This window comes from Prauserella aidingensis, from assembly GCF_024171865.1.
Classification (GTDB): domain Bacteria; phylum Actinomycetota; class Actinomycetes; order Mycobacteriales; family Pseudonocardiaceae; genus Prauserella; species Prauserella aidingensis.
Genome location: NZ_JAMTCN010000003.1, coordinates 343843 through 358728, shown reverse-complemented (window position 1 = coordinate 358728; position 14886 = coordinate 343843). Strand labels below are relative to the sequence as shown.

15 protein-coding genes are annotated in these 14886 nt (G+C 71.4%); 10 read left to right on the top strand and 5 right to left on the bottom strand.

Annotation, left to right across the window (positions count from 1 at the left end; translation table 11 throughout):
- The first annotated feature begins 157 nt into the window (after positions 1–157).
- The 4 genes from LY13_RS05810 to LY13_RS05795 all read left to right on the top strand — a co-directional run bounded on the left by LY13_RS05810 (position 158) and on the right by LY13_RS05795 (position 5548).
- Positions 158–1108, top strand: coding sequence for an alpha/beta fold hydrolase (locus tag LY13_RS05810; protein WP_253827200.1), 951 nt, complete (start codon positions 158–160; stop codon positions 1106–1108).
- Between the two features lie 635 nt (positions 1109–1743).
- A complete protein-coding gene (gene ctaD / locus LY13_RS05805) occupies positions 1744–3528 on the top strand; it encodes an aa3-type cytochrome oxidase subunit I (protein ID WP_253827199.1) in 1785 nt (594 codons plus the stop codon).
- A gap of 2 nt (positions 3529–3530) precedes the next feature.
- Complete coding sequence (gene serB / locus LY13_RS05800; protein ID WP_253827269.1) at positions 3531–4760, top strand: phosphoserine phosphatase SerB; 1230 nt, start codon at positions 3531–3533, stop codon at positions 4758–4760.
- The gene (locus LY13_RS05795) at positions 4757–5548 is read left to right on the top strand and encodes an aminoacyl-tRNA hydrolase (RefSeq protein WP_253827198.1); all 792 of its coding nucleotides are present in this window, start codon (positions 4757–4759) and stop codon (positions 5546–5548) included. Before serB ends, LY13_RS05795 begins: the two co-directional genes overlap by 4 nt.
- Positions 5549–5551: 3 nt before the next feature.
- On the opposite strand, the gene LY13_RS05790 is transcribed toward LY13_RS05795, so the two are convergent.
- Positions 5552–5899 carry a hypothetical protein gene (locus LY13_RS05790; protein WP_183655288.1) on the bottom strand — a complete coding sequence of 116 codons (348 nt, stop codon included), beginning with the start codon at positions 5897–5899 and terminating at the stop codon, positions 5552–5554.
- A gap of 29 nt (positions 5900–5928) precedes the next feature.
- Complete coding sequence (locus LY13_RS05785) at positions 5929–8031, bottom strand: ATP-dependent DNA helicase (RefSeq protein ID WP_253827196.1); 2103 nt, start codon at positions 8029–8031, stop codon at positions 5929–5931.
- Between the two features lie 208 nt (positions 8032–8239).
- Between LY13_RS05785 and LY13_RS05780 the strand changes: the two genes are divergently transcribed.
- A complete protein-coding gene (locus LY13_RS05780) occupies positions 8240–8995 on the top strand; it encodes a hypothetical protein (protein ID WP_253827194.1) in 756 nt (251 codons plus the stop codon).
- On the opposite strand, the gene LY13_RS05775 is transcribed toward LY13_RS05780, so the two are convergent.
- Genes LY13_RS05775 through LY13_RS05765 form a run of 3 tightly spaced genes read right to left on the bottom strand, consistent with a single transcriptional unit; the run spans position 8983 to position 11813 of the window.
- Positions 8983–9936 carry a sugar kinase gene (locus LY13_RS05775; protein WP_253827192.1) on the bottom strand — a complete coding sequence of 318 codons (954 nt, stop codon included), beginning with the start codon at positions 9934–9936 and terminating at the stop codon, positions 8983–8985. The genes LY13_RS05780 and LY13_RS05775 overlap by 13 nt on opposite strands.
- Positions 9933–10505 (bottom strand): nicotinamidase, encoded by a 573-nt coding sequence (locus LY13_RS05770; protein WP_253827190.1) that lies wholly within the window; start codon positions 10503–10505, stop codon positions 9933–9935. Before LY13_RS05770 ends, LY13_RS05775 begins: the two co-directional genes overlap by 4 nt.
- 18 nt (positions 10506–10523) lie before the next feature.
- Positions 10524–11813: a nicotinate phosphoribosyltransferase gene (locus LY13_RS05765; protein WP_253827189.1), complete on the bottom strand. Its 1290-nt coding sequence runs from the start codon at positions 11811–11813 to the stop codon at positions 10524–10526.
- A gap of 200 nt (positions 11814–12013) precedes the next feature.
- On the opposite strand from LY13_RS05765, the gene clpS reads away from it, so the two are divergent.
- The 5 genes from clpS (at position 12014) to LY13_RS05740 (ending at position 14884) form a co-directional block, all read left to right on the top strand.
- On the top strand, positions 12014–12298 hold the full coding sequence (gene clpS / locus LY13_RS05760; protein ID WP_183655273.1) for an ATP-dependent Clp protease adapter ClpS: 285 nt from the start codon (positions 12014–12016) through the stop codon (positions 12296–12298).
- A complete protein-coding gene (locus LY13_RS05755) occupies positions 12295–12852 on the top strand; it encodes a DUF2017 domain-containing protein (protein WP_253827187.1) in 558 nt (185 codons plus the stop codon). Before clpS ends, LY13_RS05755 begins: the two co-directional genes overlap by 4 nt.
- Before the next feature lie 18 nt (positions 12853–12870).
- Positions 12871–13899 (top strand): P1 family peptidase, encoded by a 1029-nt coding sequence (locus tag LY13_RS05750; protein ID WP_253827185.1) that lies wholly within the window; start codon positions 12871–12873, stop codon positions 13897–13899.
- 92 nt (positions 13900–13991) lie between these two features.
- A complete protein-coding gene (locus tag LY13_RS05745) occupies positions 13992–14513 on the top strand; it encodes a M67 family metallopeptidase (RefSeq protein WP_253827183.1) in 522 nt (173 codons plus the stop codon).
- A gap of 92 nt (positions 14514–14605) precedes the next feature.
- On the top strand, positions 14606–14884 hold the full coding sequence (locus tag LY13_RS05740; RefSeq protein WP_253827181.1) for a MoaD/ThiS family protein: 279 nt from the start codon (positions 14606–14608) through the stop codon (positions 14882–14884).
- Positions 14885–14886 lie beyond the last annotated feature (2 nt).

Below are 14886 nucleotides of genomic sequence, written 5' to 3'. Positions count from 1 at the left end.
GTCGCGGCGCCGCCGGCCGTCGTGGACGGCGGTCGCAGTCGACCGCCGTGGCGGTGGCATCGCGGGTCGCGCCCCTGGTTCGGCACGGCGGGGAGGGGCCCGGGTCCGGCGGTCGCCACCTCGCCGAGGCGGTGGGTGACCGGGAACAATCGCCGGCATGGCCGATCTCCCGCTCGTTCTCCTGCACGCCTACCCGCTCGACGCGCGCATGTGGAACGCCGTCCGCGGACCGCTGTCGGCCCGTACCCGCGTGATCACACCCGATCAGCGAGGCATGGGCCGCAGCCCGTTCCCGGACTCCGCGTCCTCGGAGAATGCATCCTCGGACAGCGCATCCTCGGACACTCGGTCCTCGGGTAATTCGACCCAGGACACCGCATCCCCGGACTCCGCATCCCAGGACACCGCCAACCCGGGCACGGCATCCCCGGACTCCGCATCCTCGACCGCGACGGCCCCCGGCACCGCATCCCCCGGCACCGCATCCGGCGGAGGGGTCGACCGGGAACCGAGTCTCGACGACGCGGCCCGCGACGTCGTGGCGCTGCTCGACCGGCTCGAACTCGACCGAGTGGTACTCGGCGGCTGTTCGATGGGCGGATACCTGACGATGGCCGTGCTGCGGGCGGCTCCCGAGCGTGTCGGCGGGCTGGTGCTCATCGACACGAAGGCGGAAGCCGACACCGACGAGGCGCGTGCGAACCGGCTGTCGGTGGCCGATCGGGCCGAGTCGGAAGGCGTCTCGGACTGGCTCGCCGACGCCATGCTTCCCAACCTGCTGTCCGAACCCACCCGCGAACGGCAGCCCGAGGTCGAGGCCCTCGTGCGCGAGCTCATCGCATCGCAGCAACCCGCGGGCGTGGCGTGGGCGCAGCGCGCCATGGCCGCGCGGCCCGACTCCACGGAGACCCTCCGCGGTGCCGACGTGCCCGCCCTGGTGATCGTGGGGGAGCGAGACGGGCTGACCCCGCCGGACGCGGCCCGGTCGATGGCCGAGGTGCTGCCCTCCGGGCGGCTCGAGACGATCCCGGACGCGGGACACCTCACGCCACTCGAAGCCCCCGACGCCGTGGCCGCGGCGATCACCGACTGGTACCCCGAAGCCTGAGGTGGGCCCGGACGGGCCACCGCCGGGGCACGCCCGCCGGGAACGAGAGCCCGCCGGGAACTAGAGCCCGACAACGAGAGCCCGCCGACAACGAGAGCCCGGTGATGAACGCCCCGTGACCCGGCGCCTCGCCCGTAGCGGGGTCCCGGCCCAGGGGTGTAGGCCACCTCGGCCGGGGCCGGTACCGCCGACCGACCGTGACGGAGGTAACGCCGGAACGTGACCGTGGTCTCACCGGCATCCGTGCGGACCGCCGGGCGGGTCCGACGGCGGCGCCACGACGGGCGTGCCGGCCACCGCGAGGAAGCCGGCGAGTCGCCCGCCGCCCGCGAGCGCGGTACGCGGCTCGGGCCGCGGCAACGCCGTCACGCCGGGGTGTCCACGCGGCCACGTCCCCTTCTCACCAGCGGGTTCGATCCCGCGGCGAGTGCTTCCGGCGTCGTGGAGGCCGCCCGGACCGGCGGGCCGTGCCGACGACGGCTGCGAGGCGAGAAGGCACCGATCGGGCGCTCATGACGTGATGTTCGCAGCCGCGGGAACCATCGAAACTCGCGACGGCTACGATCTGTCGTAGCCAACGTGGGTCCCCGCCCGTGGCGCAGCAAGGATCGGGGTTCGAAGTGCAGGAGGCAGGAGTGACGGCCGTAGCCCCCCAGCCGATCGCGAAGCGCCCGTACCCGGCGCAGAAGTCGGCAAAGGGTTCGTACCTGCTGAGTATGTTCCGGACGACGGATCACAAGCAGATCGGCATCATGTACATCGTCACCTGCTTCGCCTTCTTCATGATCGGCGGAGCGATGGCGATGCTGATCCGTACCGAGCTCGCTCAGCCGGGTCAGCAGTTCCTGTCCCAGGAGCAGTACAACCAGCTGTTCACCATGCACGGCACGGTGATGCTGCTGTTCTACGCGACGCCGATCGTGTTCGGCTTCGCGAACTTCATCCTGCCGCTGCAGATCGGTTCGCCCGACGTCGCGTTCCCGCGCCTGAACGCCTTCTCGTACTGGCTGTTCTCGTTCGGTGGTCTGATCGCGCTCGCGGGCTTCATGACCCCGGGCGGTGCCGCCGACTTCGGCTGGTTCGCCTACACGCCGCTGTCCGACGCGATCCACTCGCCGGGCGTCGGTGCCGACCTGTGGATCTCCGGCCTGGTCGTCAGTGGTCTGGGCACGATCCTCGGTGCCGTCAACATGATCACCACGGTCGTCTGCCTGCGTGCTCCCGGCATGACGATGTGGCGGATGCCGATCTTCACCTGGAACATCCTGGTCACCAGCATCCTCGTGCTGATCGCCTTCCCGATCCTGACCGCCGCGCTGATGGGCCTGCTGGCCGACCGCGCGATCGGGGCCCACGTGTTCGACCCCGCCAACGGTGGTGTGATCCTGTGGCAGCACCTGTTCTGGTTCTTCGGCCACCCCGAGGTGTACATCGTCGCGTTGCCGTTCTTCGGCATCGTCTCCGAGATCTTCCCGGTGTTCAGCCGTAAGCCGATCTTCGGCTACAAGGGCCTCGTGCTGGCGACGCTGGCGATCGCCGCCCTGTCGGTGGCCGTGTGGGCGCACCACATGTACGCGACGGGCTCGGTGCTGCTGCCGTTCTTCGCCTTCATGACGTTCCTGATCGCGGTGCCGACCGGTGTGAAGTTCTTCAACTGGATCGGCACGATGTGGAAGGGCCGCATCACGTTCGAGTCGCCGATGCTGTTCTCCGTCGGCTTCCTCGTCACGTTCCTCTTCGGCGGCCTGACCGGTGTTCTGCTGGCCGCGCCCGCCATCGACTTCCACGTGTCGGACAGCTACTTCGTCGTCGCGCACTTCCACTATGTGCTCTACGGCACCATCGTGTTCGCCACATTCGCCGGCATCTACTTCTGGTTCCCGAAGATGACCGGCCGGATGATGGACGAGAAGCTGGCCAAGCTGCACTTCTGGCTCACGTTCCTCGGCTTCCACGGCACGTTCCTCGTCCAGCACTGGCTGGGCGCGGAGGGCATGCCGCGGCGCTACGCCGACTACCTCGCCTCCGACGGCTTCACGACGCTCAACTCGATCTCTACGATCGGTGCCTACGTGCTCGGTGCCTCGACGCTGCCGTTCATCTGGAACGTCTTCAAGAGCTACCGGTTCGGTGAGCTCGTCGACGTCGACGACCCGTGGGGTTACGGCAACTCGCTGGAGTGGGCGACGTCCTGCCCGCCGCCGCGGCACAACTTCACCGAGCTGCCGCGGATCCGGTCCGAACGGCCCGCGTTCGAGCTGCACTACCCGCACATGATCGAGCGGCTCCACTCCGAGGGCCACATCTCGTTCACCGGAAGGCAGATCGACAACCCGCATGCCAAGGAGGCGCCCTCGCAGGTGGCCACCAAGGCGGTCATGCCGGGCGACCACGACAAGGACAACGCGAGCGAACAGTGAGTATCAACAGCACCCCAGTCCTGATCACCGCGACCGGACCGGACAAGCCGGGCGTCTCGTCCGTCCTGTTCGCCGCGCTCACCGCGCACGGCGTCGACGTGCACGACGTCGAGCAGGTGGTCATCCGCGGACGATTGGTACTGGGGGTGCTGGTCGCCGTCGACAGCGACCCGGAAGCCCTGCAGGAGGCCGTCGAACAGGCCATGGCGACGGTGGCGATGTCGGTCGACGTGAAGATCGGCGACGAGATCGGCACCGAGCCGTTCGCGCAGGGCAGGCAGGGCTCGACCCACGTCCTGACGCTGCTCGGCCGCCCGCTCACGGCGCAGTCGATCTACGCGGTCGCGGGCAAGCTCGCGTCGGCCGATGCCAACATCGACGCCATCCGGAGCATCGCCGACTATCCGGTGACCGGTCTCGAGGTGGAGCTGTCGGTCGAGAAGGACACGCCCGAGGCCGACGCCGAGCTGCGGTCCATCCTCGCCGACTTCGCCAACCGCGGCGGGCTCGACGTGTCCATCCAGCGGTCCGGCCTGTCGCGGCGGGCGAAGCGGCTGGTCGTGTTCGACGTCGACTCGACCCTCATCCAGGGTGAGGTCATCGAGATGCTCGCCGCGCACGTCGGCGTCGAACCGCAGGTGCGGGAGATCACCGAGGCCGCCATGCGCGGCGAGATCAACTTCACCGAGTCGCTGGAACGCCGCGTCGCCCTGCTCGAAGGGCTGCCGGAGACGGCGATGGACGAGGTGGCCGACGCGATCGAGCTCACCCCCGGCGCCCGCACGACGATCCGCACGCTCAAGCGGCTCGGCTACCAGTGCGGTGTCGTCTCCGGCGGCTTCATGCGGATCATCGACCGGCTCGTGGACGACCTGGGTCTCGACTTCGCCGCGGCGAACGAGCTGGAGGTCGTCGACGGCAAGCTCACCGGCCGCGTCGTCGGCGAGATCGTCGACCGGCCCGGCAAGGCGCGGGCACTGAACCGGTTCGCCGACGAGTTCGGCATCCCGGTGCAGCAGTGCGTCGCCGTCGGTGACGGTGCCAACGACATCGACATGCTGTCGGCGGCGGGCATGGGGATCGCTTTCAACGCCAAGCCCGCACTGCGCGAGGTCGCCGACGCGGCGCTGTCGTACCCGTACCTCGACGCGATCCTGTTCATGCTCGGCGTGACGCGTACCGAGGTCGAGGCCGCCGACGCGGCCGACGGCCTCGCGCTCGTCCGGCCGTGACCGGGCTGCTCGCTCCGCTCGCCGCGCGCTACGCCTCCTGGCTCGACCTGCCCGCGGCCGACACGGCCGTCGTCGAGGCCGAACCCGACGAGGTGCGGGCCATGCCCGTGATCCTGCGGATGGAGAAGGCCTCGCCGCCGGCGCGCACGCCGTTGCTGGAGGCCGCGGCGACGGCGGCGCTGGCCGTGTGCCTCGACGAGCGGTGCGAACCCGGTGGACCCTGGTACGAGCCGATGCGGGACTGGCTCGCAGGCCACATCCGCAAGGTCGCCCGGCGGGCCCGGGGCGCGCACTGGGATGCGGTGCAGGAACTGCCCGGCGTCACGGTGGACATCGACGGGGCACAGGTACGAGCCCTGCTTCCCGGACGCGTCTCCGAGGTGCCCAAAGAGGTGTCGCGCCTGCAGGTGTCCGGCACCGACCTGGCGGCCGACGCCCCGGGGCCCTCCCCGGACGACCGGCCGTTGTTGCTGCTGAACCCGGACGTGCCGATGACGGCGGGCAAATCCGCCGCGCAGGTCGGGCACGCCACGATGCTGCTGGCCGCCGTGCTCGGCGACGCCGCACTGGCACGCTGGCGCGCCGACGGGTTCCGCTGCGCCGTACGCGACGCCACGCCCGCCCAGTGGGCCGAGCTGGCACCGGGCGATCCGGCCGCGACGTGGCGGGACCACGGGGTCATCGCCGTCCGCGACGCCGGATTCACCGAGATCGCGCCCGGCACGATCACCGTGCTCGCGCAGGCACGCGGACTCCGAACCGACAGCGGCCTGACCAGCCGCCTGTGAACGTCAGGCCGAGCCCTCGCCCGCCTTCCACACGACGTAGGCCTGGTCGGCGTCGGTGGTCATCGCCTCGACGAACGTCTCGTGGTCGAACCCCGGCAGGGTCTGCAGCCGCTCGATGAGCGCGTCCGCCGCCGGGTCGCCGCTCGGCACGGCGGTGCCCGTGCCGTCGGCCGCCGCGAGCATCAGGAAGACGTCCTCGTCCGACAACCCCTCGGGGATCACACGGACGACCACGGCGGCGAGGTCGTCCCAGTCGACCCGCTCCTCGGAGCCGTCGGCGAGCTGCCGCCGGACACCGGTGTCGTCGACACTGACGGCGCGGGAATGAGCGGTGGAGGAATCGGGGGACACGAACTCTCCCTTGGGTTCGGGGGTGGCGTTCACCGTAACGCGGTGGACGTGCTCGCCCTTCCCGGGGCGGCGGCGTCGAGCCGCGTGAGCGCATCGCGCGCAACGGCGGGATCCTGCGTTGGCCAGAACGGCGGAATCGACGCGCGCAGAAAGCCGCCGTACCGCGCCGTCGCGAGCCGTGAGTCGAGGACGGCGACGACTCCGCGGTCGCTGGACGAGCGGTGCAGCCTGCCCGCACCCTGCGCCAGCAACAGCGCGGCGTGCGTGGCCGCGACCGTCAGGAAGCCGTTGCCGCCGCGTGCCTCGATCGCCCGCTGCCGGGCCGAGGCCACCGGGTCGTCGGGCCGCGGGAACGGCAGCCGGTCCACGATCACCAGCTGCAGCGACGGCCCCGGCACGTCCACGCCCTGCCACAGCGACAGCGTCCCGAACAGGCACGTGCGCGGCTCGTCGGCGAACTGCGACACGAGTGTCGACGTCGAGTCGTCGCCCTGACACAGGATGTCGTAGGGAAGCCGTTCGCGGAGCTCCTCGGCGGCCCGTTTCGCGGCACGCATCGACGAGAACAGGCCCAGGGTGCGCCCGCCCGCGGCGTCGATGAGCGCGGCGATCTCGTCGAGCGTGGCGTCGCCGAGGCCGTCGCGGCCGGGAGGCGGGAGGTGTTTGGCGACGTAGAGGATGCCGTTGCGGCCGTAGTCGAACGGGGAGCCGACGTCGAGTCCGCTCCACCGCAGGCCGTCGTCGGCGTCGTCGGCGGGCGCGGGCTTGTCGGTGGCGGTGCCGTCGTCGGCGGGCGCGGGCGTCGGTTCCGGCGGCAGTCCCCACTGGCGGGCGAGGGTGTCGAACCGGCCGCCGAGAGCGAGGGTCGCCGACGTGAGGACGGTGGTCGAGCGGGCGAACACACGCTCCCGCAGCAGTCCGCCCACGGCCAGCGGTGCGACGTGCAGCGACGGCGGCCGCGGCGACGACGAGTAGGTGTCGTTGGAGATCCACACGACGTCGGGCCGGTTCGCCTGGTCGGCATCGAACGCGTCGAGCAGCCGTACCGCGGTGTCGTGGATCTCCTCGACGGCCGAGCGCGCCAGTTTGCGTGCGGTGGCCTCCTCGACGTCCTCCTTGCGTTCGCCGCCCAGCGCCGTCAGACAGGCGTGCGCCGCGTCGCGGACGACGGTGACCGCCCCACCGAGGGCCTGCGGCAGCGTGTCCAGCCGCCCCGCGGGCAGGTCGTCGAGCACGAGTGCGAGGCCTTCGCCCGCTTCGAGGAGCCGGTCCGAGGTGTCGGCGTCGATGATGCGTCCGCAGCGTCGGGTGGCCGCCGAGACGGCCGAGGCGGTCAGCTCCGCCGTGGCCGCCGACGTGACCCGGTCGACCAGTTCGTGCGCCTCGTCGATGACGACGAGGTCGTGTTCCGGCAGCACCCGCTGTTCCTGGAGTGCGTCGATCGCCAGCAGCGCGTGGTTGGTGACGATGACGTCGACCCGGCCCGCGTCGGCGCGCGCCTTCTCCGCGAAGCAGTCGTCGCCGACGGGGCAGCGCGCGGCGCCGAGACATTCGCGTGCGCTGACCGAGACCTGCCGCCACGCCTGTTCCGACACACCCGGCACGAGTTCCGTGCGGTCGCCGGTCTCCGTCTCCGAGGACCACTCGTGCAGCCGTTTCACCTCACGGCCGATGCGCGACACGGTGAACGCGTCGAACAACCCGCTGTCCTCGGGTTCCTCGGGGGCGCCGGAATGCACGCGGTGCATGCAGAGGTAGTTACGCCTGCCCTTGAGGATCGCGAACGTCGGCTCGCGGCCCAACGGCTTCTTCAGCGCCTTCGCCAGCCGCGGGAGATCACGGTCGACGAGCTGGTTCTGCAGCGCGATCGTCGCGGTCGACACGACGACCGTGGTGTGCCCTTCGACGGCGTGGCGGATCGCGGGCACGAGGTAGGCCAGCGACTTTCCCGTACCGGTGCCCGCCTGCACGGCGAGGTGCTCACCGGTGCGGATCGCCCGTGCGACGGCCTCGGCCATGTGCACCTGGCCGTCGCGCTCGGTGCCGCCGACCGCCTCGACGGCGTCGGTGAGCAGCTCGCGGACGCCGGGGAGCTTGCGGGGCTTCTGCAGGGTGCTGATCTCGGCGGGCACGGAGCGCCACCTTACCGAGGGGGACCGACACCGAGGGGAACCCACACCGATGGGACTCGCCGCCGATCGTGACCGGTCGCCGGACGCGACGTGGGCGGCTCGCACCGCGCGGTCACACGGCCGGGTGGTGTGCGGTCGGCCGGGTCAGGCTCTCGCCGGTGGCTGCCGATGTCGGGGATGCGCCAGTCACGATTCGGGAGGACGTCACATGACACGCACGCGTACCGCACGCCGAGCCGGTCGACTGTCGGCGGTGGGGCTCGCCTCACTGGCGCTGACCGCGGCGCTGACGGGCTCGGCCCACGCCGGCGCCGACGGGACCGCCGACACCGAGGGCCCGGCCTCGGGGCACGCGGCCCAGACGCAGGCGGTGCACGCGCACGACGACTGGGCGCCGACGGCGACCGGCGACGCGGGCATGGTCGACGTGGTGCAAGCCGGCACGGACGTGCGGGTCGGCCCGATCGCGGCGTGCGACGTCGACGGTGAGGCCGAGGGAAGCACGCCGGGCATCACGGTCGGGCACGACGGTGAGCTCGCCTCCTACGGCCGGGCCGGGACGTCCTGCGAGCGTTCCGACGGACGGGCACGCGCGGAGGTGACGGGGGACCGGTTCTCGACGTCCGTGCTGGAACAGTACGGCGGCCCGAAGATCCGCGTGCGCTCGTACTCGGCGTCCTGCCACACCACCGACAACGGCAGCGCGTCGTCGATGTCGCTGTCCGGCGTGACCGGCTTCGCCGTGCCGGAGGAGATCCCGCCGAACCACGAGGTGCTGATCCCCGGCGCGACCGAGAACGACCCGCCGATGGCGCGTGTCGTGCTCAACGAGTTCACCTCGCCCGAACCGCCGGACGGCAGCATGGCCATGTCCGCCGTGCACATCGAGCTGTTCCCGGAGGGTGGCCCGGTCACCGGCGACATCCGCGTCGGCTCGTCGAGCTGCGCCCCCTACGGCGACTGACGCGCGAGCCGGTGCTGCCGCGGCAGGTCCACGAGGTCGCCGCGCTCCGGGAGGCTGTCGGCGCCGCCGGGCACGGTCATCGCCGCCGCCCGGCACGCCGCGGCCGTGCGCACCCGCCGGTCGGCGGGTTCGCCCGCCAGCAGGTCCGCGAGATACCCCGCTACGAAAGCCTCGTCGGCGGCGTCCGGGTCGATCTCGTGCACCGGATAGGACGGCACGTCGTAGCGGGCACCCGCGATCTCGGCCACCGCGCCCCGCGGGCCCTGCGTGACGATCACGTCGTCGGGGCCGAGTGCGGCCAGCTCGGCCACCAGTGAGTCGGCGTCGCCGTCGAACCCGAGCAGGCGGGCCTCGTCGGTGCGGGCGAACACGATGTCGGCGTGCGAGACGAGGTCCAGCAGCGTGTCGCGGGCGTCCTCGGGCCGCCACAACGCGGGCCGGTGGTCGAGCGCCACGGACACCGGCACGCCCGCCTCGCCCGCGATCTCGGCGGCCGTGAACGTGGCGTCGTCGGCCGTCTCCGACAGCGCGGCGGTGCTGCCCGACAGGTGCAGCACGCCCGCCCCGGCGATCAGGTCCTCGCGCAGGTCCTCCGGTGCGATCCGCGTGCCCGCGCTGCCGGTGCGGTAGAACGCCGAGCGGTTGGTGTCGCGGGACCGCACGTCCCTCAGCACCAGGCCGGTGGGCGCGTGCGCGTCGGTCACCGCGGCGGACGTGTCGACGCCCTCCTCCCGCAGCCGGGTCAGCACGAGGGCGCCCGGTTCGTCGGCGCCGATCCGGCCGGTCCACGCCGCGCGGGCACCGAGCCGGGACACGCCGACGGCCACGGTCGCCTCGGTGCCCGCGATCCCGACGTCGACCGTCGTCGCGTGCCGGAGCTTGCCCGTCGAGGTGCGGAAGGACGCCAGCGCCTCGCCGAACGTCACCAGGCCTGCGCTCACGCGCCGACCCGGGGAGTGCCGACGATCTCGACGTCGGCATCGACGAAGTCGGTCAGCGCCCGTTCGGTCGTCTCCACCGCGACACCTGCCGTGAGGTCGGCCAGCACGCGCACCGTGAACCCGGCGCGTGCCGCGTCCAGAGCCGTGGCGCGGACACAGTGGTCCGTCGCGATGCCCACGACGTCGAGTGACGTGACCCCGCGTGAGCGCAACCAGTGTTCGAGCGTCTCGCCGGTGTCGGTGGCCGATTCGAATCCCGAGTAGCCGTCGCTGTACTGGCCCTTCGAGAACACGGCCTGCACCGGCCCGACGTCGAGTGCCGGGTGGAAGCTCGCACCGGGCGTGCCCGCCTCGCAGTGCCGGGGCCAGGACGTCACGAAGTCGGGCTCGTCACTGAAGTGCGCGCCCGGGTCGATGTGGAGGTCGCGGGTGGCCGCGACGTGGGCGTACTCACCCCGGCGCAGCAGCTCCGACACGTCGCCCGCGACGGCCGTGCCGCCTGCGACGGCGAGCGCACCTCCCTCGCAGAAGTCGTTCTGCACGTCCACGACGATCAACGCGGTGCTCATGACCGCCTCCCGCTCTTCTCAGCTGAATGTCGTCGGAATGGCAGGCTCGCCCTGGGAGAGCTTCAGGCCTTCCCACGGCAGGCTCACCATGCCGCGGCGCAGTCGAGTGCGCGCATCTTCCAGTGTGGGCAGGCCGCCCACGGTTTTGCCCGCCCGCATCAGCGGGATCGGCACCGTTCGATCGTGCTCGCCCAGCTCGGGCGGCGCATCCACGGGGTGCACCACCTCCTCGAGCGCCGTGCCGGTGGCCTTGTGCCTGCGCACCGCCGACTTGCGCCCGCCGCGGGAGGCTTTGTCCTCGCTGCGTTTCGCCACGGGGCGGCCGTCCACGTCGACGAGTTTGTACACCATTCCCGCGGTCGGCGCGCCGGAACCGGTCACAACGGACGTTCCGACACCGTAGGCGTCGACGGGTTCGGCGCGCAGCGCGGCGATGGCGTGCTCGTCGAGGTCGCCGGAGACCATGATCCGCGTGTCCTTGGCGCCGAGGTCGTCGAGCTGTTCGCGGGCCTTGCGCGCCAGCACGCCCACGTCGCCGGAGTCGATGCGGATCGCGCCGAGCTCGGGGCCCGCCACGCGCACGGCCGTGTCGATACCCGCGGTGATGTCGTAGGTGTCGACGAGCAGCGTCGTGTCCGGACCGGCCTTGGCGACCTGCGAACGGAACGCCGCCTCCTCGCTGTCGTGCAACAGGATGTAGGCGTGTGCCGTGGTGCCGCGCGTCGGGATGCCGTAGCGCCTGCCCGCCTCGAGGTTCGACGTCGTCGCGAACCCGGCCAGGTACGCGGCCCTCGCGGCCGCCACCGCGGCGAGTTCGTGGGTGCGGCGCCCGCCCATCTCGATGATGGGCCTGCCCGAGGCCGCCGCCGACATCCGCGCCGCCGCCGACGCGATCGCCGAGTCGTGGTTGAGGATCGACAGGACCACCGTTTCGAGCAGCACCGCCTCGGCGAAGGTGCCGCGCACGGTGAGGACCGGCGAACCGGGGAAGTAGAGCTCCCCCTCCGGATAGCCGTCGATGTCGCCCGAGAACCGGTAGTCCGCCAGCCAGGACAGGGTTGCCGAGTCGACCACCGCCGTCTGTTCGAGCTGCGTCAACTCGGCGTCGGTGAACCGGAAGTCCGCGATCGCGTCGAGTACCCGGCCCGTGCCCGCGACGACGCCGTAACGCCTGCCGCCGGGGAGCCTGCGGGCGAACACCTCGAACACGCACTCGCGGTCGGCAGACCCGTCGGCGAGCGCGCTGCCGAGCATGGTCAGTTCGTAGTGGTCGGTCAGCAGTGCCGTGCTGGGGCCGATCTGTTCCATGCGGGAGAACCTATCCGCGAACGTGTGGCCGCCCCAGCCGTGGGTGCCGACGACCGGGTGAGCGGAAACGCCGCGTGCCCCCAAGGGCACTGTGGTTGCACTCAGCGCAACCACAGTGCCCCTGGGGCGTGGACACGGGCGACGAGGGACTTGCGGGGTTCCGGGCAGGGCGTGAGAGCGGACGTGCCAACATGGAGGGCATGACGACGCCGGTCGAGGCCGAACAGACACTCGGCGAGGACACCAGCGCCGGGGACCAGCCGTGGCAGACGATCGTGTGGAACGACCCGGTCAACCTGATGTCGTACGTGACGTACGTCTTTCAGAAGCTGTTCGGGTACAGCCGCGACCACGCCACGAAACTGATGCTCGACGTCCACCACAAGGGTCGGGCGATCGTCACGTCGGGCAGCAAGGAGAAGGTCGAGGGCGACGTCGCGAAACTGCACGCGGCGGGCCTGTGGGCCACGATGGAGCAGACGTGAAGAGCTGGCGGCGCAAGGGCGGACGCGTGCTCGGCGGGTTCGAGCAGCAGGAAGCGGCGGTGCTGCGCGGTCTGGTGAGCCAGGTCGACGACATGCTCCGCGCCCGTGCCGAGGAAGCGCCGCAGGACGAACTGGCGGAGCTGACCGGCATCAAGACCGGCCCCTCGGAGGGCCCGGACGACCCGGTGCTCGGCAGGCTCCTGCCCGATTTCCACAAGCTCGACCCCGACCAGCCGTCGCAGGAGGACGTCGACTCGGCCTCGGCGCTGCGTTCGCTGCACGAGCCGCAGGTGCTCGACGCCAAACTCGGCGTCGCCGCGGAACTGCTGAACACGCTTCCGCCCGAGGGCGGCAACGTCAAGCTCACCTACGAGCAGGCCGACGCGTGGGTCTCGGCGCTCAACGACGTCCGACTCGCGCTGGGCACGGCCCTGGACGTGGACGACGACATGCCCGAGGAACTGCCGGAGGACGACCCCCGTTCCTCGCACCTGGGCATTTACCACTGGCTGACCTGGGTACAGGAAAGCCTGGTGCAGGCCCTCACCGAGTAGCACGAGCAGGAGGCCGCCATGCCGGGTGAGTTCAACGCGATCACGGACGTCCCCGGCGTGCTCGTCGGCCATCACCAGCGTCTCGGGCGGGGCTGGGCCACGGGAGCGACGGCGGTGCTCGTCCCCGGGCAGGCCGTCGGCGCGGTCGACCAGCGCGGCGGGGCGCCCGGTACCCGCGAGACCGACCTGCTGGCGCCGGAGAACCTGGTGCAGCGGGTCGACGCGATCTGCCTCTCCGGTGGCAGCGCCTACGGGCTCGCCGCGGCCGACGGCGTCGTCCGCTGGCTCGGTGAGCGGCAGCGTGGTTTCCCCGTCGGCACCCGGCCGTTCGAGGTGGTGCCGATCGTGCCCGCCGCCGTCGTCTTCGACCTGCCTCGCGGCGAGTGGGGCAACCGTCCGGATGCGACGTTCGGCTACGCGGCGTGCGAGGCGGCCACGGCCGGTCCGGTCGCGCAGGGCACGGTCGGTGCCGGGACGGGCGCGCAGGTCGGGTCGCTGAAAGGCGGCATCGGCACCGCGAGCGAGCGCGTCGGCGAGTTCACCGTCGGCGTGCTGGCGGTCGTCAACGCGGCGGGCGAGGCGGTCAGGGCGGGTACCGGCGAGCCGTTGGCCGCCGACCACGGGCGACCGGGCGAGTTCGGCGTCACCCGCTGGCCTCGTCGTGCCGTCGACCTCGGCGGCGGCGACCGCAAGGATCTGAACACCACGATCGGCGTGGTGGCCACCGACGCCGAGCTGTCGAAGGCCGAGGCGCGCAGGCTCGCCGTCGCCGCGCAGGACGGGCTCGCCCGTGCCGTGCGGCCCGCGCACACGATGTACGACGGTGACACGGTGTTCGCCCTCGCCACGGGCGCACGTCCGCTGACGGAACAGCCGGGCCGGCTCGGTGGCGAACACGAGGCGCGGCGTGCCGCAGCGCTGGACGGCCTGTGTTCGGCGGCTGCCCGGGTGTTCACGCGGGCCATGGTCCACGGTGTGCTGGCCGCCACCTCCGCGGCGGGCCTGCGGGCCTACCGTGACCTCTGGCCCGAGGCGTTCGACGACTGAAACACCTGGTCGGAGGGTGTCGGGCCGGTCGTGGGAGGGATGGGCCACAGTGGCCGTCTCACACTGTGAACGCGCTTCATTCAGCCAGTAAGATGGGGTTCGTGCTTCGGATCCGCCGTGACCATGTCGACGCGATCGTCGCCCACGCCCGTCGCGACCACCCCGACGAGGCCTGTGGGGTCATCGCGGGGCCCGACGACGGCAGCGACACCCCAGAGCGCTACATCCCCATGGTCAACGCGGCACGCTCGCCGACGTTCTACGAATTCGACTCGGGCGACCTGCTGAAGCTGTACCGCGAGATGGCCGCGAACGACGAGACACCCGTCGTGATCTACCACTCGCACACGGCCACCGAGGCCTACCCGTCGCGGACCGACATCGCGTTCGCCTCGGAGCCCTTCGCGCACTACGTGCTCGTGTCGACCCGGGAAGACGACGTCGCGGACTTCCGGTCGTACCGGATCGTCGAGGGCGAGGTCACCGAGGAGTCGGTGCAGGTCGTCGGGGAGGCGGGTGCCGAGAGCCCGGCGATCCGCCTCAACCCGGACGTCACGCCCGTCGAGTCGTACATGTTCGCCAACACCGGCAGCGACGACGTCCCCGACGCCTGATCACTCCCCGGTGTAGCCCGGGTCACACGCGGAATTTTCCCGCGTGCTCACACGTCTGTCCTGATCGACAAGCCATTCTGCGGAGGTAACCCATGGCCGTGACCGTGTCCATCCCGACGATCCTGCGTACGCACACCGGCGGCGAGAAGTCCGTCGAGGCGTCCGGCAAGACTGTCGCCCAGGTGATCGACGACATCGAGTCGCGTCACGGCGGCCTGAAGGACCGTCTGGTCAAGGACGAGAAGCTGCACCGGTTCGTCAACGTCTACGTCAACGACGAGGACGTGCGGTTCGCGGGCGGCCTCGAGGCCGAGGTCACCGACGGCGACACCGTGACCATCCTGCCCGCCGTCGCCGGCGGTATGCGCTGATC